Genomic DNA, 20173 nt, shown 5'->3' with positions numbered 1-20173 from the left:
GCATTCACGGGACATAGCCATATCCAGGATATTTGACAACGGGCCATTTATCCTTACGCAACGCATCTAATAGTTCAGGACCTACACACAAGTTGGAAGCGACGAGTTCATGCGGGGTGAGCGCCATCCATTGATTCAGCGACACATCGACAAAGCGGTCGCTCTTGAACATTTCCAAAAACCACACCGTTTCCGTCCCGGTGTTTTGGATATAATGCCCCGTCGCAAAAGGAACGTAACCGACATCACCTGCTTGGTAGTCAAACGTTCGAGCGTTTCCGTTTCCGATAAAAACCGTCATCCGCGCTTGGCCTGAAATGTAATATTGCCACTCGTCGTTATTGGGATGCCAATGCAACTCTCTCATGGCCCCGGGACGTACCTCTACGAGTGCTGCCGCGATTGTCTTGGAGATTGGAAAGTTGCGGGAATCGACGATGCGTACACTACCACCAGGTGTAATGAGGGGGCGTTGGGCGAGTAAACGATGGGAAAAAGGGAGGGGGACGGTTCCGTATGGAGATTCCACTTGATCTGCTTCGATGGAACCCGGAACCTCGCTCTGATAAATGTACACTTGCTTGTCAGGAATGTCGGCAAAGGCTGATTCTGGTACACCGAAATTTGCGGATAGCACATCGGTTGGCGTATGCGCAAACCAATCGGAGATCGATAGCGTATTCAGATCGGAAAAATGCCCATCGTCGAAAACGAGCAAAAACTCACAGCCTTCCTCAAGCCCCTGAATCGAGTGGGGGATGCCGGGAGGGAAATACCACAGATCGCCTTTGCCGATATCTGCGATAAAATTCCGTCCACGCTGGTCAACAGATGTAATTCGTGCACGGCCGAGCAACATGTAGGCCCACTCCGCCTGCTGATGCCAGTGCAGCTCGCGCACACCGCCTGGCGTCAGGCTCATGTTTACACCCGCAAGTGTAGTGGCGATTGGCAACTCGCGTATGGTGACTTCACGGGACCAGCCGCCATGATTTAATGTCATAGAGGCATCTGAGAAGGAAAATTTCAGATTGGGCAGCAAGCCCGCATCTGTGACGGGAGGAACTAGCATATTCGGATTTTGCCGATCACGCATGACATTCCGTGGACCGAGATCGACCCATCCAGTCCCGTCACTTCTCATCGGCTGGGGAATTTGATCCCCCTTGGCTGGCGGATTCATTCGGGCAACCTCCTTCATCCTTGGACAGGCATAGGTTTTGTTTACTTCATCCACTAACCATGCCTATGCATCGGATTGCCCGTTATGCAAACAACGAAGCCGTTCTACCTTTTCTATGGGTGATTTTGTATAATTTTAGGAGTGATTGACAAATTGACAATTTTAGGATGTGTATAAAGATGAATAAGATTCCAAACGATCAATGGCTAGCACGATATGAACAAAAAAAACAGATGTTAGAGCCCCAAGTTGATTTACACACCTATTTCACATCAACACAGATCAGTGGGAAACCAATTAACTTGCTTTCTTTGGGGGAAATCACGATTCCTACTGGAGACATCATCGTTCGTGATCCGCTTGTGTATCTGGAGAGAAATAGTGCCCCGTATTTTCGAAAAGTCCCTACAGGAACCTTTCCATTAACTGTTTGTGTGGTAACTGTTGAAGAAGATCACTACAGGTATGCAGCTGCTAAGGTGGAGTTCACAGATAAAGCTCCCCAAAAATTTACGGAAGCCCTCATTGGAGACGAGGATTTCGAAAATCTAGCAGAAGGCGAATATTTTGGGTTTAATGTGGACGCAGGCCTTGCTACTGTGGTAGATGTCAAAACAAGAGATGCTTATCTGGATTTTTATGATAGCTGGAAAAAAGACAATCCAGACGGCAATATTTATGACGATTATTTCGCTGGTGTTTTTGCACAAAGTTACAAAGACCATCCAAAATACCAAAGAAGCGCTGGAGATTATATAAACTGGACGATACCAGGCACCGATTTATCCGTTCCGATGATTCAGACGGGATTTGGGGATGGTGCCTATCCTGTCTATTTTGGGTTGGATGAAAACGATCAAGTATGTCAGCTAGTGATTCAATTTATTTACATCGAACTCGCATTTGGTGAGGATGACAGCGAAGACGAAAGCTAATAGGAAGCCTCTCACCAATCATTTTTGGAAACGGTGTCTCGCTTATCTTTCTTTGGAAAGAGAAAATAGCTGGCTGTAATCAATAGATCAATCCCCAGAACAACAGTCCAAAGCTGGAGAATATGCCATAAAGAAGCAGTTCGTTCCGCATCATCGATAAAGTAGATGGTCCCCGCTAAGAGAGCCGCCCCAATTACATAGGAGAAGAGATGTCTAAACCAGCTTTTGGCGTAATTCTTGGCATACTCCATGCCGTATAACTTGGGCTTCGCCGTACCTTGCTTTGTGACGTACTGCTGAAATTTTTCATCCGCCCATTGAATCATACTTTTCCCAAACGCAAGCGAAACCCCGATATAAACGGCAGCCAGCGCATGAGGAATCGTAGCGGTAGCCCCACGATACAAATCCACGCTCGTAACGACGAGCAAAACTACATCAACAACAGGCGTCAGGGCGAGAAGAAAGAGCCCGGCCTTTTTTTGTTTGAGCACGTACCTTGTGAAAAGGCCAAGTACAATGACCACCCAAAATGCGATTTCGCATGCGACAATCATCCATGCAACAAAGTTCACTAGAATAGGTCCCCTTTTCGGAAATTTTTATAATACAACTGTGCTAATAAAAGGGATTTTAACATCAAACTTTAAATAATACAATCGTATTATCAAAGTTGCTTGTCCCTTGCAAATCTTGTTAAAATACAACTATGCCAAAAATAATCGATCATGAGAAAAGAAGAGAACAAATAGCAGAAGCAACGTGGCGTGTCATAGTTGAGCAAGGAATGGAGGGAGCGACGGTAAGGGGCATAGCAAAAGAAGCAGGACTTTCATTAGGTGCTCTGCGACATTACTTTGCAACACAGGATGAACTGTTGATGTATGCCATGCAGCTCGTAAAAGAGAGGGCGACAGCTCGAATTGCTGAAATCTCCGCCAATGAAAAATGGGCGCCAAAAGAGAGAATCACCAAAATCTTTCTGGAGCTACTCCCTACGAATCAAGAAAAGATGGTCGAAATGGAAGTGTGGTTTGCTTTTACCGTGTACTTCCGACACAAGAAAGATGGCTTTGATGCACAGCACGACGGGATCTATGCCGCCGTCCGCAAGCTGTTGGACTCTGCTGATCAACTAAATCTATTACGCAAAGAGCTGGACAAAGAGATGGAAGCAGAAAAGCTCTATGCCGTCATCGATGGTCTGGCGCTGCATGCCTATCTTGAACCGCAGCGTGTCAATGGGGAATGGATTACGAAAGTGCTAGAGCATCATCTTGCATCCTTGTTTCATTAACTGACTTTTACACTTCTTTTACGAAAAAGATGGTCCATTCTTCATACAAGATAAGAAACACATACAAATACGCCCATAAAGAAAAGCAATCGGATCAAGGAAAGGTTGATCTGATTGCTTTTTTTCGTCGTGTGTGTTGGTTTACAAAGAACACAATGGGCTTTGATACGCAGTTAACAATGCTGGATTACGATGAATGTACAAATATTTTTGAACAAAAATTTGATTGTTGGTGTGAATATGAAAAAAATAACAATTGTCCAATAAAGATTGAATGATGAAGGGGTTTTCAACATGTCGAGTATTATGCTGAAGTCATTGTCCAAGCAATATACCAACGATAAAAACACCCTGGACGATATCAGTCTGGAAATCAAAGACAAAGAGTTCCTGGTGTTATTGGGACCGTCCGGATGTGGAAAATCTACGCTACTCAGAATGATTGCCGGGATTGAAGAGATCACCCAAGGCGATGTGTACATTGGCGATGTTTGTGTCAATGAAGTGGAGCCAAAGGATCGGGGAGTTGCGATGGTGTTTCAAAACTATGCCCTTTATCCTCATATGACCGTATACGAAAACATGGCATACGGACTGAAAATAAAAAAGATCAAAAAAGCAGAGCGAGAGAAGCGCATCAAGGCAGCAGCGGATATTTTGCAAATTGATCATTTGTTGAAACGGTTCCCCAGCCAATTGTCTGGTGGGCAAAAACAGAGGGTCGCAATTGGGCGGGCCATCGTGAAGGAGCCAAAAGTATTTTTGATGGACGAGCCGTTGTCCAATCTGGATGCCAAGCTGCGAAATGAAATGAGAATGGAGATCAAAAAGCTGCATGAGCGTTTGGATTCGACGTTCATTTACGTGACGCATGATCAGGTGGAGGCAGTTACCTTAGGGGATCGAATCGCGATTATGGCGGAAGGCAAATTCCGACAAATCGGAACGCCGATGGAAATCATCGATTGCCCAGTGGATATGTTCGTTGCCAATTTCATCAGCTCACCCCCCATCAATTATATGGAAGCGAGTTTGATTCAGCGAGATGGCCGGGTCTATGTGGAGGTAGACGGGGTGCTGCTGGAAACCAATCTTCCGCTCGACGTGATGGAAGAAGCTCCTGAGATTGTCGCGGGAGTCAGACCAGAGCATTGCTTTCTCACCGAAAAAAGTGACGATGCACTCGCTATGGAGGTACTGCTCACGGAAATTATCGGAACGGATGTGTTGGTCCATCTGACGTATAAAGGGAGCAACTTCATCGTGAAAAAAAGCTTTACCCAGACGTATGCAAAAGGGCAAAAGGTAAACGTAGGGATTAGCGCTAACCATGTCCATGTATTTGACAAGCGTACGCAAAAGAATCTGAGGTGCCGCCCATGAATGTACTCATCTCGTTAGACGGCATCAGCTATCAAAGCTTTGAACCTTACGCGCAGCAGTGGATAGAAAATGGTTACTCCTTCTGCCAAAAACTGATCACGACCTTTCCTTCGGTCACATTTACCGCGCATGCGGCAGCGATGACTGGGAGCCACCCGGGTAAGCATGGTGTCTTTGATAATATCGTAGCTCGCCCGGAAACGATGGAAAGAGTGGCGTTGTATGGCGACCACGAGATTCTTTGCAATGAAGCACTTCATAAGCAGACGATTTTTCATTCGTTGGCGAGACAGGCAGGGACGAGCTGCTGCATTCATTGGCCCATGACGTCCGGAAATCCGTATATTCACCATTTGATTACGGAATCGGGCAGCAAAAAAAAGCTGAAGTCAAAGGTTTCCGTAGAGGAAATCGATCATGTTGCACTGCGTGAAACGATGCGGGCGATCAAAACGGAAGCCTATGATTTTATCTCGGCAAGGTTTGTCGGTTATGATGCGCTGTCGCACCAGTATGGGAAAGACTCGCCTGAGGCAATGCGGTGCCTAAAGGAGCTGCTTACGTATCTCGATCAAATCGAGCAAACGTTGAAAAAGACACAAAAACCATTCAACCTGATCATTTTCTCGGATCATGGTCAAAGTGATATTCACTCGTTTTTTTACCCGAATGAGATTTTGGCCAAAAGCCAGTGGAAGCAGCATTTTCGAAACAAACAAATCAAATTCGTCGGGGACGGCAGCGGGGCGTTGTTGTTTTATAGCTCGTTAGATTATCAGCAAAACAAAGAAATCATGGCGTTTTTTGAACAGATGCCAGAAGTGCATCACTTTTATGAGCTGACAGGGGACACTCCCTCAGCATGCAGTCCATTCGGCATCCTCGATTTGAAGCATACGGTATGCGGCGAAGATATCGCGTTTCCCGAACAGCCGAAATACCAGGAGATGAAAAGCCTGCACGGGTATCATCCCGCCAATGTCGATGAAATGAATGGTTTTCTCTTGTGCTTAGGGGATGCGTTTACGAAAAGCAAAATGATTGAAGAAACAAACATCGAAAACATTGCACCCACACTGGCGCAGTTGTTCCGAATCGCTCATCCATGTGACGGGCAACCGATCAAAGACATCTTCAAGGAGTACGAGTAAATGGGCAGACCAATCAGCAAAACGATCAAGGATAACGCATGGTCGCTTGGGTTACTTTTGCCGACACTGATTCCGTTAGTTATTTTTTGGATCTACCCCATGATCAAAACGTTCCAAATCAGTTTTACCGACTGGAACTATATTTCACCTGACTACAACTACGTAGGGCTGGAAAACTACCAAAACTTGATGAGCGATGCTTTCTTCGGGAAGGTGCTGCTGAACACCTTGGTGTTTACCTTTTTTACAGTCGTTCCGCCGATTCTTTTCGGGCTGTTCGTGGCAATCCGGTTAAACAAAATACAGAAGCTTCGCCATTTCTTTGTGGCGAGTGCCTTTTCATCGTGGATCACGCCGACTGTGGTCGTGTCCATGGTATGGGTCAGCATATTCGATACCGATTCGGGGATTGTCAATTATGTCCTGAAAGGTTTCGGTATGGAGCCAGTAAAGTGGCTGGGTGGACAAACGACAGCGATGATTGTCGTCATTATCGTCACCATCTGGCAGTACATGGGGCTGGGGATCTTGCTACTTTCCTCTGCTCTCGCGAAATTGGACCCGGAAGTAGAGAAAGCGAATGATTTGGATGGAGGGAGAGGATTACGAAAATTATTCAGAATCACCTTGCCTGCGATCTCACCAATTCTTGTTTTTCTGTTCGTCTTTTTTACGCTGAATTCTCTCAAAGCCTATGATCAGATTTATATTTTGACGCAGGGTGGACCTTCAGGAGCGACTTCGACCATCTTGTACTACTTCTACGTACTCGCTTTTGAATATTTTGAAACCGGACCAGCTTCAGCGTTGGCGTTGATTTTCTTGGTCATGTGTCTCTTGATTAGCGCATTGAATTTCTTCTTGTCCAAACTACTGTTTATCAAATGAGGTGGGAGCTGTGTCCTTGGCAAAATTAAAAACAGGCATAAATTATGCAATGTTAATTTTGTTAAGCGTACTGATGGTGTTTCCGTTTCTCTGGATGTTCTTGATTTCGATCAAGCCTAAAAGCGAGGTGTACAGTGGGAGCCTGCTGCCTTCCACCTTTCATTTTGAGAATTACATCCGCGTATTCACGGAAACGAAGATGCTGCTTTATTTGTGGAACAGCATTTCTGTCAGCCTGATCATCATCGTTTTTCAAATTTTCACCGCGATTTTTGCGGCTTATGTTTTCGCGACGGCGCAGAAAAGATGGGTTCGTTACTGCTTCGTGCTTATTTTAGCGACGTACATGCTTCCATCTGCGGTAACGTACATTCCATCCTTTATTTTGCTGTCCAAAGCGAATTTGCTGGATACGCACATTGGTTATGTTATCAGCGAGCTCATTAGTATCTTCGCTATTTTTTTTCTGAGGCAATCGTTCGCCCAGGTGCCAAAGGATGTGGTGCATGCAGCCAAGCTGGATGGGGCGGGGCATCTACGACTCATTTTCACGGTGTATATCCCGTATTGCAAAAACGCGATTGCTTCGCTGGTGTTGATCACCTTTATTTACAGCTACAACAATTATATGTGGCCTTCGTTCTTGATCAAGTCGGAGGAAAACATGTTTGTCACGATTGGTTTGCGGAGGCTGTTCATGAGTCAGGCGGGCTACGGGATGGACTTCCCACTGGCGATGGCAGCGTGTGCGATTTCACTGGCACCTATGCTGATCCTGCTCGCAATCGCAAGCAAAAGAATCATTCATTCCATGGCTAATCTGTATGTCAACAAATAGACCAAAACCGCTATTTATTGGGAGGAGTCATTGTGAAAAATCAGAAGCGAAACACCAAGAGCGTCATTCTTTCCATCCTGAGTTCTGCGCTTATTTTTACCGGAGCCGTCGGTTGTTCGAACAATGCCGCGTCTGACAGCAACACAAATGCAGCGGCTGGCCCTAACGAGAAAATCAAGCTGGAGTTCTACTACGGTCTCGGCGGCAAGCTCGGGGAGACGATGCAAAAAATCGTGCAGGACTTTAACAGCAGCAATGAAAAATATGAGGTCGTTCCGATTGTCCAAGGTGACTACAGCGAGACGTTGCAGGCACTCCAGGCCTCGCTGGCAGCAGGCAAGCCCCCAGCCTTGGCGATCAATGCGTATCCGGAATTTATGAAGCTGGCGAAAAGCGATGCATTGCTGCCATTAGATGAAAGGATCAATCAGCCGGAGTATAAAAAGGACGATGTTCTGCTGCTAGAACAAGGGAAGTACAACGATGCGATGCTGGGTGTTCCTGCTTATGTCAGTACGCAAATGATGTACTACCGCAAAGACATTTTTGACAAATACAAGATTGACTACAATGCACTCACGAGCTTCGAGCAATTGGCGGACGCAGCCAAGCTCATCAAAGAAAAAGAAGGAATCAACGGCTGGTCCATCATGTGGTACACGGAGCATATGATCGACTACGCTCGTTCAGCTGGCGGCGATATCGTGAGCGAAGACGGCAAGACTGTCACGATCGACTCGGAAGAATGGGTGTATGCGTGGGACAGCATTCGCAAATACATTCATGAGGACAAAATCATGGATACCGTCTATGGCGGCAATGGCTGGGAATGGTGGTACAAAACCATCGACAACGTGATGAACGGAAAATCTGCAGGTTACACAGGCTCTTCCGGTGACGGGGGCGATTTGGATTTCACCAAGGTAGCAACTGGCATGCAAAAAGGCTTCCATGGACAACCACCTAGACCAGTCGCCATTTCCGTCATGTTCAACCTGTTCAAAGCATCCTCAAAAGAACAGCAAGAGGGCGCATGGGAATTCGTGAAGTACTTCTCGGAAGCAGAAAAAACAGCGTACTGGGCCGTAAACACAGGCTATATTCCTATTCGCGACAGCGCCGTGAATACAGAGATTTACAAGAACAAATTGAAAGAAAATCCGTACTTCTCGGTACCTTTGGAACAGGCGAAAACGAATGGAATAGCTCCTTTTGTAGACCCGACAGGCGGCAAAATTTATGCGGAAATTGAGTTGGCGAAGGACAAAGTGCTGATCGAAAACGTTCCTGCCGCAGAAGCGCTCAAAGTAGCGAAAGAAAAAGCACAGAAAGAACTCGACAAGGCACTGAATCAATAAAACATAGCGAACAGGAGAGATGGAAAAATGAAAAACGACATCGCATTGGCTGTATTTGATCTGGCAGGAACGTTGGTAGAGGATGATAACGCCGTGAGAGATTGTCTGCATAAAGCGGCTGTGGAATACGGATTAAACGTGACAACCGATGAAATCAGCACGCATATGGGAACGAACAAGATTCATCTCTATCAGTATTTGATTGCGAGAACAAAAGGAAATAGGATCGACTTCAAAAACTTTGAAATCGATATCGACAATTCGTCGTTCGAGGACGCTGTCAAACTGTACGAACGCTATACCGAATACATGATTGCGTTTTATCAGGAAAATTGCCGCGAAATCGAAGGTGCAACCGAAACGCTGAAGTGGTGCCAAGAAAATGGCATTAAAGTAGCGACTGGGACAGGCTTCCATAAAGACATCAACAGCGTCATTATGGAGTCGCTCGGTTGGGTAAAGGATGGCTTGATCGATTATGCAGTAGACCTGGATATGGTACCAGAAGGCAAGGGACGCCCGGCTCCGTTCATGATTTTCAAAGCCATGGAATATTTGAACGTACAAAACGTCAGACAAGTCATCAAGCTCGGCGATACGCCAGCGGATATGCTTGAAGGCTACAACGCAGGTTGCAAAGCGGTCATCGGCGTGATGCAAGGCTCGACCCCCATCGAGGTATGGGGCAAGTACTATCATACACATGTGCTCGACACGGTAAAAGAACTGCCAGAGCTGATTTTGTCCGGTAAAATCGTATGATCTACCCTGTGGAGAAGATGGCGAGTATCGGAATCGTTTTGCCGAAGCTGTTTCCTTTTTCACAAAGCAGGCCTGAACAGATGCTTCCGAGTCTTCTTACGATCCTGGAAGATCCATTCTTTACAGCGGTAGAAGTGTCCTATATCGCGGACAAAGAGACGAGGGAACAAGCGGCAAAGTATATGACGTACAGCGGAGTCGAGGTTATTTTCAACGGTGGAGATGCAGCCAGAGAATTGCAGATTGATCTCAGTTCCTTGGACCCGGTCGTTCGCAACAAGTCTATTCAATCAGGCAAGATGCTGATCGATCACTGCTATGAAATGAACGCAAAAATCATGCATATCGTAACGGGTAAATTTCAAGGCGAGGAAAACAAGTCGAAAAACATCCAGGCGTTTATTGCTTCGGCGATGGAGCTGTGCAAGTACGCAAAAGAAAAAGCCGATACGTACGAGCTGTGCATTTCTTTGGAGATCGGGGATCGATATGTCGACCGCAACTATTTGCTCGGACCTACTCATGAGGCGGTGCATGTAGCAAACGTGATCCGCAGTGAGTACGACAATTTTGGTCTCTTGCTGGATCAAAGCCATTTGCCGATTATGGGCGAGGACCCGCACAAATCCTTGTGGTTGGCTAAAGATTATTTAACGCACATTCATCTCGGAAACTGTTACTTGAAAGACAGGCAAGCCAGCTATTTCGGGGATAAGCACCTCCCGTTTCACGTCAAGGATTCAGAGGTTGGTGTGAATGAGCTGACGGCTTTCATCACGACGCTCCATGACATTGATTTTTTCAAGAGCCCAAAACCGACTAGGAAGCCAGTCATGACCTTTGAGGTGGGGCGCTTTGAGGATGAATCGCCTATGCTGGTAATCGCCAATGTAAAACGTGCTTTTTACGAAGCATGGGCCAATGCATAAACGAAAAGACTGGGGCTGTGGCAGAAGTGAATGTATTGATTACGGGATACTTTACCGACTATTCCAAGCAACGTGTGACACAAGCGTTTCCGCAGGATTGGCGCATCCAAATTGTGGAGCCTGAGCAGATCGAGTTATTTATCAGCGAAGCAAATGTGTTGATTCCCGAGCATATCCAAGTAAACGGAGAGTTGCTGAACAAAGCGCACAACTTGAAGTTTGTCCAGACAGGTGCGGGCTTTGACAACGTGGATATTGAGGCGTGCACGAAGAAAAACATTTGGGTGAGCAACGCGGCTGGCGTGAATGCAAACGCAGTAGCCGAGCATATTATGGCGCTCATTCTTGGGTATTACAAAAACATCTCTTATCTCGATCAAGCGATGAAAAATCGGGAGGATGAGACCAAGCTCGTCTACGTCGGTGGCGAGCTCGCAGGAAAAACCATCGGAACCATCGGCTTTGGTGCCATCGGCTCTCGTGTAGCTGAGCTGGCAAAAGCCTTCCGAATGAAGGTGCTGGCGTACGACACCAACCCGAACAGGCAGAGCGATGATGCCGAAATGGTTGATCTGGACACGTTGATTGCCCAATCTGACGTCATCACCCTGAACATTTTTCTGAATGAATCCACGAGACATTTAGTGGACAAGCAGTTTTTAGCCAAAATGAAAAGTGATGCACTGCTCGTCAATACAGCGAGAGGGCCGATCATTTGTGAAGAGGACTTGATCGAAGCATTGAAAAACAATGTGATTGGCGGAGCGTGCCTCGATGTGTTCACACGGGAGCCTCTCAGCGTGGACAGTGAGCTGCGTGCTTTGAAAAATGTCGTGTTGACCCCACATACAGCAGGCATGCCTGACGGAACCAAGTTTCACGAGAAAAGGTACCAATTTTTTGTGGAAAACATAGAGCGAATCCAACGCAATGAAACACCGCACAATCATTTAAATCAACTTTCCTAAACAAAAAAGGCCGGGATCAGTCATCAGAGACTGGTCCCGGTTCGTTTTAATGCTCCCGTATCTTCGAGAGGTTTCCTCCGAATAGCTCCAGCTCTACGTCCAGACGGGAAATCGTATCGGGACGAAGAGGCAGCTCCCCATTTTTCGTAAGCTTGTGCCATGCCTTGGGATTCTCTCGATATAAAGCATCTGACAATTGAAGAACATCGATTTGTGATTTTTGTCCCAAAAGGTACGTGTGCATGATCTCCTCAGAAATGCTCTTCTCCGCATATTCGCGTAGTTTCTTTTCAGGAATGGCTTTTACCAATTGGGGCATGTTTGCCTTCGTTTTCACCTTGAGCTGAAACGTTACTTTGTCATTTTCCACTTTGGGGGTGATGGACGGTTTGATCTTTTCCATGACAAGCGTTGCGATGGGGTGGCCATCATGATATACCGTAATCCCTGGTCGTTTCGTATCTTTATCCAACCAGCGCAGACCCATGATGTCAGTACGTGGCATGCATTGTTTCAATTTCTTGTTATGCAAAAAGCAGACGCCACTCATGATCAGTTTGGGGTGCTTTTTTTTATCTTCGGTCCACTGAACTTTGTTGATCCCTATTTCGGGCAACTGCATGGTCTGCCCACTTTCTTTCCACTTCCAGATAAACTTGTATAGATACATAGGAGCAACGACCGAGCTTTGTCTATATACATCCTCCGGGTCGTTCAATTGGGAATACAGGACAGAGATATTCAAAATAGGCTTGGCGTTAAAAATATCTTCGATGGGTTCTTTTGTAGCAAATGTCCAGATTGTATAGCGGAATTCGTAGTAACGGTCGACGACATCCAATAATTGATTGACGACATCCTGCTTCAGGGCAGCTTCGGAAAAGACAATAGCTTTGATATGGCTCCAGGAAAGTCGCTGTTGTGAGGTCGGGTACAGATTGAATATCGCTTCATCCAGCGTTTTCCCTTCTCCCTTACCGATGGAAATGGATTGAGGAAGGCGTTGTCCACCTGCTTCTTGCTTGGCAATATTACCGAAGCTAATGATTTGCGTATAAAACACAAATTTCCCCTTCACATAGTCAACTCCAATAGAATTGACGTAAATCAAATGCTCAATTTCCCTGGCACCCCAACAACCGCTTAACATGGCACAGATCAAAATCGTCGTGAAAAAGCAGCGAAGTTTTTGCATTGCTATTGTTGATTCTCCTCGCTTGATCTGTTTTTCTGTAGCATGTGAGGGACCTTGTACCATTTTCCCCATGGGATCCGAAAGATTACCTTCCACAAATCCTGAAAAATAGGGGGAGAGAGCGGCTCCAAATAATAAACCCCAAATGATCGCAGATTGGTTAGGTACAGCACGATCATCCCAACTGAGATGAAAAAGCCAAACAGCCCGGCCATACCAGAAATGACCAAGATGATGAGTCTGAGCAAGCTAACCGTACCGACGAGGTCTTGATTGACCAGCGAAAAGGTGGAGAGAACGGACATCGCCACAATTACGAGAATCCCGGGAGCTGTTAACCCTGCACTGATGGCGGCTTGACCGATGATCAGACCGCCAACCACCGATAAAGTTTGACCAAAAGACATGGGAAGACGCATGCCGGCTTCACGAAATAATTCAAACAACAGCAGCATCACGATTGCTTCTAGTGGGGCAGGGATAGGGACGCCCTGTCTGGATAGGACAAGTGTTGCCACCAGTGTGTAGGGAAGCTGATCCTGATGATAGGTGATCAAGGCAATCCAGAAGCCAGGTAGAAACAAGGCCATTAAAAATCCGAACAATCTCATTAGACGAGTAAAGGCGCTATACCAAAAATACGAGTAGATATCTTCCGGTGTATTAAATAAAAAAGTCAAGGTCACAGGAGCGATCGTGGCGATCGGGGAGCCTTCCACAAAAATAAGAAATTTCCCATGCAACAGCGCGTTAACTGCAAAATCAGGCCTGCCTGTATACTCAAACAGAGGAAACAACGGTATGCGGGCGCCTGTTAGCATATCTTCGAGCTGCGTATTGCTGATAATCGCTGTTACTTGCAGTTGTTCAAGCTTGGTTCTGATTTCATCCAATGTTTCCGGGTTTATTTTATTTTTGAGGAACAGCAAATTGACTCTTGTTTGTGTCTCTTCACCTAGTCTGTACTCTTCTACCGCTAACCTATTGGTTTTTAATCTTTTCCGGATCAAGCCGATACTGATGTGCGGCTCCTCGGTAAAGCCATCTCGCGGTCCTTTCACAGAGACCTCTGTAGTCGGCTCTTCCGGAGTGCGCTGCGGCGGGTTGGAGAGCTCCATCCAATAGAGCTTGTTAAATGAAGGAAAGAAGAGGAGGAGTTCCCCTCCGAATACTTTTTTGACAAGGAGGTCCGGATTGCGATCGTCGAGAATCACTTTCAAAAATAACTCACTGTATTGCTCAAGGTCTGGAGCACTCAGCGGGGAAGTCGTTTGATACATGTGGGATAGCTTCGGAATCACATATTGGTTGATCTGTTTGATATCGCATAGACCCTCCGAATAAATGATGGTAACGTCAGACGAATTCTGCTGATCTTCTGTGGAGGGGAAACGAACCGAATCTATGATGACATCTGCACAAGAGGCAAATAATTGCCGAATATATTGTTCGGTTAAAGGCTGATCGTTTGGGATGGACGGTGGATGTTCGTTAGGGACGAAGACATCATTCCCTCGGACTCTCCTCATAGATCATACCCCTCCTTCGGCTGGACCAATGTACGAGCACGATGATAATGAACGAGTAGAACAACATCGTATAAAACATAATTGGAACGATATAGGCGGTTAGCATGTCCAGAAACGCGTTATCGCTGAAAGGTAGAACGGCAATGGCAATTAATAGGGAATAAAGCAGGACGAGGACAACCAGTTTTTTCGCTTTGTTTTCCATTCGAAAGATATCTACGATGAGAAAGATCGTCAAAGACATGCGAATAAAAGCACCTGAAAACCACTGGTAAATACTTAAGAAATCCATATGCTCAATGTAGCGGCCAATATTAACCAAGCGCCATTCTTCGTAAGCAGGATATCTCAGCTTCTCCGACTCGCCAGTGCCGAATTCGGCAATTGCCCCCGTAACAGGTCCAAAGGTCAGTCCTATTAACACGATGGCAAGAATTAAGAGGGGCAACAGCGAATACTTGGAGCGAATATGCTGTTGCATAAACAGAAGGATGATCAGTTCAATATAACCAGCTCCGACAAAGACCATGCCTTTCCACACTGGAAGCATCCCGAACTCCAGGAATGGTTTCAACAAGATATAGCTTTTATGCGCGTAGTTGGAAGACATGACGAAGAAACCGAGAAAGATGACAAGCGGCAGGAAAAGGACCGCTGTGTTTGCGATAGAGCGTATGCCCAAGTATGCATTGCACAAGCAAATGCCAGCTAGCAAAAGGGCAATGAAAAAAGTGGGCATCTTGGGAGAAAAAGCGACGTGTATCCAGGTAACGGTATCTCTCATCGTAATTGCACACATCATGAATAAATAGACACAGGCAATGCCTGCCAATATATAGGAAACTACAGGATGGTATGCTTTTTTCAGCAAAAGAAAAAGATGCTGCTGCCGAGTTTTGGCAATTGCCGAATACAGAAGGCAGGTCCACACAAGAAAGATGACACCTGCCAAAATAACCGATATCCATGAATCCCGTTTTGCGGCATCTAATAAAATGGGGATGACAATCACATGGTTCATTAGGCCAATGGTGAGCATCAACATACAGACAACTTGAAAAAAAGTCAAAGAACCTTGTTTCATGCACATACCTCTACATACTTGAGTTGATAGTAGTATCTGTTCAAAGTGGATCTTTATTCCATGTTTACATGCCGAACGTCCATTCGTAAAATGGAAGCAAGAAGGTGACGAAAATGAATGTGAAAAAAGATATCGCAGCCATATTGGATCACATAAAAACAGAGGAACGATTTCGCGATAACATTGCGCATTGGAGGGTCATTCCTGCTCGGGAAGCAAAGTCTGTTCCATTTCCAGATGAACTGGACGGACGAATTCGAGATGCCCTGACGAATAGAGGCATTCCCTCCTTATATACGCATCAAGAAACGTCTTTTCGCCATGTGCGCGAAGGTAAACACATCGTCGCGGTTACGCCCACGGCTTCTGGCAAAAGCATGTGCTATCATTTGCCGATCCTCCAGACGTTATCGGAAGACACACAGGCTCGGGCTCTTTACTTGTTCCCAACCAAGGCTTTGGCGCAGGATCAAAAGTCGGAGTTGCACGAACTGATTACGGAAATGGGCCTTTCGATCAAATCCGAAACATATGATGGTGATACACCTGCAAATATCCGGCAGATGGTACGGAAGGCAGGAAATATCGTTATCACCAACCCAGACATGCTGCATTCGGCTATTTTGCCCCATCACACCAAGTGGGTGTCCTTTTTCGAGCATCTCAAATACATCGTGATTGACGAGCTGCATACATATCGCGGCGTTTTTGGCAGCCATGTCGCCAATGTCATTCGGCGGTTGAAGCGCATTTGTGCCTTTTATGGGAGTCACCCGCAATTTATTTGTACGTCGGCTACCATCGCCAACCCGAAGCAATTGGCAGAAGCTCTGACAGAAGAAGAGGTAGTGCTGGTCAACAACAATGGTGCTCCGTCTGGCATCAAGCATTTCCTTTTCTACAATCCGCCTGTGGTCAATAAGCAGCTCAATATTAGACGTAGTGCCACATTGGAGGCACGAGACATTACCGAGCAATTTTTGATCAATGGCATACAGACGATTTTGTTTGCGAGAAGCCGTGTACGTGTAGAGATTTTGCTGACGTATTTGCAGGAGTTGATTCGTCGCAAGCTAGGGCCAAAAACGATCCAAGGGTATCGTGGCGGCTATTTGCCGAGCCAGCGCAGAGAGATCGAACGCGGCTTGCGCAATGGTGACATTATGGGCGTGGTCAGCACCAATGCGCTGGAGCTTGGGGTAGATATCGGGCAGCTTCAGGCGTGTGTCATTACTGGCTATCCGGGCTCGGTCGCAAGTACATGGCAGCAGGCAGGACGGGCAGGAAGAAGGCAGGGGGAATCCGTCGTCGTGATGGTCGGCAGCTCCACACCGTTGGATCAGTATGTGATCGCCAATCCAGAGTATTTTTTCGACCGCAGTCCTGAGACAGCGCGGATCAATCCCGATAACCTGATCATTTTGGTGGATCATCTCAAATGTGCGGCATACGAGCTTCCGTTTCGTGAGGGTGATACATTCGGTCGCGCGGAAATCGTGGAAATTCTGGAGTTCTTGACCGAGGAGCAGGTGCTTCATTACTCGCGGGGCAAGTGGTTCTGGATGAACGATTCATTCCCGGCCCACAACATCAGTTTGCGGTCAGCCTCGCAGGAAAATGTCGTGATCATCGACATCAGTGAACGGGGAAATGAGCGTGTCATCGGGGAAATGGACCGCTTCAGCTCCATGACGCTCTTGCATGACGAGGCTATCTACCTGCATCAAGGGACGCAATTCCAGGTGGAAAAGCTGGACTATGAGGAAAAGAAGGCGTATGTCCGGGAAGTGCAGGTCGATTATTACACAGATGCAAACTTGGCAGTCTCGCTGAAGGTATTGGAGCAGGATCAGTCCCGTCGTCATGCGCAGAGCACGTTGGCTTATGGCGAAGTAGCTGTGAATGCGATGGCGACGATCTTTAAGAAAATCAAGTTCGAAACGCATGAAAATATCGGTTCGGGACCGATTCATTTACCAGAAGAGGAACTGCATACAAATGCGGCGTGGATCGGTTTTTCCGAAGCGCTACTCGGCGAGATTGGGACAGAGGATGTGGAACGCGGCTTGGTTGGTTTGGCGCATGTGTTGCAGCACGTAGCCCCGCTGTTTGTCATGTGCGACCCGATGGACCTGCACGTGATACCGCAACGTAAGGCCGTTCATTCGCAGGAGCCGACGATTTTTCTGTATGACCGTTATCCGGGAGGCATCGGCTTGAGTGAGCAAGTATATAAGGAAATGGAGACGATTTTGACCCAGGCAGAGCGGATGATTGTCTCTTGCCCGTGTGAGTCAGGCTGTCCGTCTTGTGTGGGAGCGACAGATGACGGCAGCAAGGGGCTAGCCATGACCTTGCTGCGTATCGCGCAAGGGGGAAGCACTTATGTCTCTTAAATCCAAGCTGCAACGGATGAAGGGACATCTCTCGCTGGAAACAGACAAATCGGTAGCGCCAGCAGTCGAATCGGAAACGGCCATTCGCCAGAAAGAGCCGGGGGAAGAGCCGAGGGCGGCTGTACCAACGGATAGCAGCGCCGAGTTACAGATACCTTTTGCTGACAAGTGGAAGGAAATGCAGGCATCGCCCTACATCTGGGATGACGAGTACGTCATGATTCGAGAGGTTCGCTATCCGATCGATCAGCAGCATGGCGCTTACGCCTTTTCCGAGTTGCGTGAGGCGATCCGTATGTGGGAAGCGGCTGGTCGAGAGCATCCTCTATCCGCTGCGGGCAGGAGGCCAGAAGACTTGCTGTTCTTCGATACGGAGACGACAGGGCTGTCAGGCGGGGCAGGCAATGCGATTTTTCTTTTGGGATACAGTCGCATAGAGGGAGAGCATGTCGTGGTGCGCCAGCATTTCCTCCCGGGCCCGCATGCAGAGGTGACCTTGTACCAATCGTTTTTGGAGCAAGCACAGAAGTCCTCACATCTGGTGACCTTTAACGGAAAATCCTTTGACTGGCCGCAAGTTCGGACGCGGCATACACTGGTGCGTGATCAAGTGCCTGCTTTGCCTACCTTTGGTCATTTTGACCTTTTGCACGGAGCGAGGAGACTGTGGAAGGCGGAGCTGGAATCGTGCCGATTGGGTATCATTGAGCAGGAAAAGCTGGATGTTTTTCGCGAGGATGATTTGCCCGGCTATTTGGCACCGGTGCGGTATTTCGACTTTTTGCATGCTCAGGACCCTGATGTCATCGAAGGCGTGCTGCGTCATAACGAGACGGACGTCCTGTCTCTGATCACGATGTACATTCACATGACGCGGCTATTGGTAGGGCAAGGGAGTGCAACGGTATCTCTCGAGGAAAGCTACGAAATTGCCAGATGGTACGACGCGCTTGGAGATCAGGAAGCCGCTATGGCAGGCTATCGTCTCGTCGCAGACAGTGAGCATGCGTGGAGTAACCGGGCCAAGCTCGCCATCGGTCATCTATACAAAAAGCAAAAGGATTGGCAGCAAGCCCTAACCGTTTGGGAGTCGTGCATCCAGTCCACCGGATATGTCCCGGAAGAGGTGTATATTGAGGCTGCCAAGCTGTACGAGCACCAGCTGAAGGATTGGGAGAAGGCTTTGTATTATACGAAGCAAGCGTATGAGCAGTGGAAAAAGCGCGGGAGTCTGTTGCGAAACAGGTCCAAGGCCGACGCAGAGGCGTATTACAAGCGGATGGATCGGTTAGAAGCAAAACTACGCGGGAATGAAGCGGAAGAAGAGAGCCTGTTGTCCGGATTTTTGGATTGGGCGGATGAGCAAGAGTGATGAGGGACTGTAGATCGAAGACCTATCGATCAGAGGGGGAGTAGGATGAGACAGATTGTCTTGGTGTGATAGTTCCGCAAGTGGTACGGTCGAAAGCTGTTGATACCTGTCATGGCTTCTCCTTTCGTTTGTAGTCGAGCATATAGTCCTCGAAATTGTCGAGCCGTTCTTCCCAAAGAATGCTGAACGAATCGAACCATTCGTCGAGTTCCTGAAAGGGTTTGGCTTCGAGGCTATATATTCGCTGCTGCGCCTTGGTGCGGGAGCGTACCAGCCCAGCCTCGCTCAAAATGCGCAGATGGCGAGATACCTGAGGTTGGCCGATGTTGAGGGCTTGAACGATTTCACTGACAGAGTGTGGCCCCTGTTTTAAAAGTTCGATAATGTTAAAACGGTTCGGCTCGGCGATCGTGAGTAATGTGACTTGCATCGGTGTCGTGTTCATGGACTGAATATAAATCATTATGTATATACGTGTTAATGTATATAAAGCTTTAAAATCCACTCCAAAAGGGGGGCAGCTTGTTTGCGAAGGCAGTTACAGGAGGAGAATTAGGTACAACCGGTGGAGAGATTCAAGAGATCGCATGGAAAACTCGACAAAAGATGTAGAAGAGTAGCTTTGAATGAACGTAAATTGTTGAGATAGCGGGCAGTTTAATCTGATTTAAAGGTATTGAAGCGTAATGAAAGAGATAGAAGATGAGGACTCAAATCTTATTTCCAATTATTTCATTTGATAAAGCAAACAGATCGTGCTATATTGGTATTCCGCCTTTCAAAAAGGGCGGCACAAAACGAAACGAAACACTCCAAAATTACCTGTTGACTTAAAATAAACATACATGGTATATTGTGAGTCCGGCACTTTTGAAGTGCTCGTGAAAATGCTCTTTGAAAACTGA

Annotated in this window: 18 protein-coding genes; 12 read left to right on the top strand and 6 right to left on the bottom strand. The window is 47.0% G+C overall.

What is annotated here, in order from left to right:
- Window positions 1-4 precede the first annotated feature (4 nt).
- On the bottom strand, window positions 5-1183 hold the full coding sequence (locus C7R92_RS16305) for an oxalate decarboxylase family bicupin (protein ID WP_017251860.1): 1179 nt from the start codon (window positions 1181-1183) through the stop codon (window positions 5-7).
- A gap of 179 nt (window positions 1184-1362) precedes the next feature.
- Here C7R92_RS16305 and C7R92_RS16300 point away from each other — a divergent pair, with 179 nt between their 5' ends.
- The gene (locus C7R92_RS16300; protein WP_106834972.1) at window positions 1363-2118 is read left to right on the top strand and encodes a DUF4241 domain-containing protein; all 756 of its coding nucleotides are present in this window, start codon (window positions 1363-1365) and stop codon (window positions 2116-2118) included.
- An 11-nt stretch (window positions 2119-2129) separates the two neighbouring features.
- Here the strand turns inward: C7R92_RS16300 and C7R92_RS16295 are convergent, their stop codons facing one another.
- Entirely contained in the window at window positions 2130-2693 is a 564-nt protein-coding gene (locus C7R92_RS16295) for a YEATS domain-containing protein (RefSeq protein WP_069852909.1), read from the bottom strand.
- 134 nt (window positions 2694-2827) lie between these two features.
- Here C7R92_RS16295 and C7R92_RS16290 point away from each other — a divergent pair, with 134 nt between their 5' ends.
- From C7R92_RS16290 to C7R92_RS16250, 9 genes are all read left to right on the top strand, one after another.
- Entirely contained in the window at window positions 2828-3415 is a 588-nt protein-coding gene (locus C7R92_RS16290) for a TetR/AcrR family transcriptional regulator (protein WP_106834971.1), read from the top strand.
- 294 nt (window positions 3416-3709) lie between these two features.
- Complete coding sequence (locus tag C7R92_RS16285; RefSeq protein WP_106834970.1) at window positions 3710-4798, top strand: ABC transporter ATP-binding protein; 1089 nt, start codon at window positions 3710-3712, stop codon at window positions 4796-4798.
- The gene (locus C7R92_RS16280; RefSeq protein ID WP_106834969.1) at window positions 4795-5949 is read left to right on the top strand and encodes an alkaline phosphatase family protein; all 1155 of its coding nucleotides are present in this window, start codon (window positions 4795-4797) and stop codon (window positions 5947-5949) included. The genes C7R92_RS16285 and C7R92_RS16280 overlap by 4 nt, the downstream gene beginning before the upstream one ends.
- Window positions 5950-6837 (top strand): carbohydrate ABC transporter permease, encoded by an 888-nt coding sequence (locus tag C7R92_RS16275; RefSeq protein WP_106834968.1) that lies wholly within the window; start codon window positions 5950-5952, stop codon window positions 6835-6837.
- A 10-nt stretch (window positions 6838-6847) separates the two neighbouring features.
- Window positions 6848-7675, top strand: coding sequence for a carbohydrate ABC transporter permease (locus C7R92_RS16270; protein WP_106834967.1), 828 nt, complete (start codon window positions 6848-6850; stop codon window positions 7673-7675).
- Window positions 7676-7707: 32 nt separating this feature from the next.
- Entirely contained in the window at window positions 7708-9033 is a 1326-nt protein-coding gene (locus tag C7R92_RS16265) for an ABC transporter substrate-binding protein (protein WP_106834966.1), read from the top strand.
- Window positions 9034-9060: 27 nt separating this feature from the next.
- On the top strand, window positions 9061-9795 hold the full coding sequence (locus C7R92_RS16260; RefSeq protein ID WP_106834965.1) for an HAD hydrolase-like protein: 735 nt from the start codon (window positions 9061-9063) through the stop codon (window positions 9793-9795).
- 17 nt (window positions 9796-9812) lie between these two features.
- Window positions 9813-10724 carry a sugar phosphate isomerase/epimerase family protein gene (locus tag C7R92_RS16255; RefSeq protein WP_244195759.1) on the top strand — a complete coding sequence of 304 codons (912 nt, stop codon included), beginning with the start codon at window positions 9813-9815 and terminating at the stop codon, window positions 10722-10724.
- 17 nt (window positions 10725-10741) lie between these two features.
- Complete coding sequence (locus C7R92_RS16250; RefSeq protein WP_244195758.1) at window positions 10742-11692, top strand: NAD(P)-dependent oxidoreductase; 951 nt, start codon at window positions 10742-10744, stop codon at window positions 11690-11692.
- 46 nt (window positions 11693-11738) lie between these two features.
- Here C7R92_RS16250 and C7R92_RS16245 read toward each other — a convergent pair whose 3' ends face one another.
- The 3 genes from C7R92_RS16245 to C7R92_RS16235 are packed head-to-tail and all read right to left on the bottom strand — an operon-like array spanning window position 11739 to window position 15500.
- Window positions 11739-12887, bottom strand: coding sequence for a Ger(x)C family spore germination protein (locus C7R92_RS16245; protein ID WP_069852889.1), 1149 nt, complete (start codon window positions 12885-12887; stop codon window positions 11739-11741).
- Window positions 12888-12889: 2 nt separating this feature from the next.
- The gene (locus C7R92_RS16240) at window positions 12890-14416 is read right to left on the bottom strand and encodes a spore germination protein (RefSeq protein ID WP_106834962.1); all 1527 of its coding nucleotides are present in this window, start codon (window positions 14414-14416) and stop codon (window positions 12890-12892) included.
- Entirely contained in the window at window positions 14394-15500 is a 1107-nt protein-coding gene (locus C7R92_RS16235; protein WP_106834961.1) for an endospore germination permease, read from the bottom strand. The genes C7R92_RS16240 and C7R92_RS16235 overlap by 23 nt, the downstream gene beginning before the upstream one ends.
- 113 nt (window positions 15501-15613) lie before the next feature.
- Here C7R92_RS16235 and C7R92_RS16230 point away from each other — a divergent pair, with 113 nt between their 5' ends.
- Together C7R92_RS16230 and C7R92_RS16225 are read left to right on the top strand one after the other, a co-directional pair.
- Window positions 15614-17896 carry a DEAD/DEAH box helicase gene (locus C7R92_RS16230; protein ID WP_106834960.1) on the top strand — a complete coding sequence of 761 codons (2283 nt, stop codon included), beginning with the start codon at window positions 15614-15616 and terminating at the stop codon, window positions 17894-17896.
- Window positions 17886-19268: a ribonuclease H-like domain-containing protein gene (locus tag C7R92_RS16225; protein WP_069852879.1), complete on the top strand. Its 1383-nt coding sequence runs from the start codon at window positions 17886-17888 to the stop codon at window positions 19266-19268. Before C7R92_RS16230 ends, C7R92_RS16225 begins: the two co-directional genes overlap by 11 nt.
- A 109-nt stretch (window positions 19269-19377) precedes the next feature.
- Here C7R92_RS16225 and C7R92_RS16220 read toward each other — a convergent pair whose 3' ends face one another.
- Complete coding sequence (locus C7R92_RS16220; RefSeq protein ID WP_017251841.1) at window positions 19378-19713, bottom strand: ArsR/SmtB family transcription factor; 336 nt, start codon at window positions 19711-19713, stop codon at window positions 19378-19380.
- Window positions 19714-20173: the final 460 nt, after the last annotated feature.

It is taken from the genome of Brevibacillus porteri, from assembly GCF_003013475.1.
Taxonomy (GTDB): Bacteria; Bacillota; Bacilli; order Brevibacillales; family Brevibacillaceae; genus Brevibacillus; species Brevibacillus porteri.
Note: the sequence above shows the minus strand (reverse complement) of the source record. Positions and strands in the feature narration are given on the sequence as shown.

Excerpts from the sequence above, each read along its gene's own strand:
- C7R92_RS16300 (WP_106834972.1), top strand. The coding sequence starts at position 1,363 with ATGAATAAGATTCCAAACGATCAATGGCTAGCACGATATGAACAAAAA.
- C7R92_RS16280 (WP_106834969.1), top strand. The coding sequence starts at position 4,795 with ATGAATGTACTCATCTCGTTAGACGGCATCAGCTATCAAAGCTTTGAA.
- C7R92_RS16235 (WP_106834961.1), bottom strand. The coding sequence starts at position 15,500 with ATGAAACAAGGTTCTTTGACTTTTTTTCAAGTTGTCTGTATGTTGATG.
- C7R92_RS16230 (WP_106834960.1), top strand. The coding sequence starts at position 15,614 with ATGAATGTGAAAAAAGATATCGCAGCCATATTGGATCACATAAAAACA.
- C7R92_RS16225 (WP_069852879.1), top strand. The coding sequence starts at position 17,886 with ATGTCTCTTAAATCCAAGCTGCAACGGATGAAGGGACATCTCTCGCTG.
- C7R92_RS16305 (WP_017251860.1), bottom strand. The coding sequence starts at position 1,183 with ATGAATCCGCCAGCCAAGGGGGATCAAATTCCCCAGCCGATGAGAAGT.
- C7R92_RS16220 (WP_017251841.1), bottom strand. The coding sequence starts at position 19,713 with ATGAACACGACACCGATGCAAGTCACATTACTCACGATCGCCGAGCCG.
- C7R92_RS16260 (WP_106834965.1), top strand. The coding sequence starts at position 9,061 with ATGAAAAACGACATCGCATTGGCTGTATTTGATCTGGCAGGAACGTTG.
- C7R92_RS16285 (WP_106834970.1), top strand. The coding sequence starts at position 3,710 with ATGTCGAGTATTATGCTGAAGTCATTGTCCAAGCAATATACCAACGAT.
- C7R92_RS16255 (WP_244195759.1), top strand. The coding sequence starts at position 9,813 with ATGGCGAGTATCGGAATCGTTTTGCCGAAGCTGTTTCCTTTTTCACAA.
- C7R92_RS16240 (WP_106834962.1), bottom strand. The coding sequence starts at position 14,416 with ATGAGGAGAGTCCGAGGGAATGATGTCTTCGTCCCTAACGAACATCCA.
- C7R92_RS16275 (WP_106834968.1), top strand. The coding sequence starts at position 5,950 with ATGGGCAGACCAATCAGCAAAACGATCAAGGATAACGCATGGTCGCTT.
- C7R92_RS16290 (WP_106834971.1), top strand. The coding sequence starts at position 2,828 with ATGCCAAAAATAATCGATCATGAGAAAAGAAGAGAACAAATAGCAGAA.
- C7R92_RS16245 (WP_069852889.1), bottom strand. The coding sequence starts at position 12,887 with ATGCAAAAACTTCGCTGCTTTTTCACGACGATTTTGATCTGTGCCATG.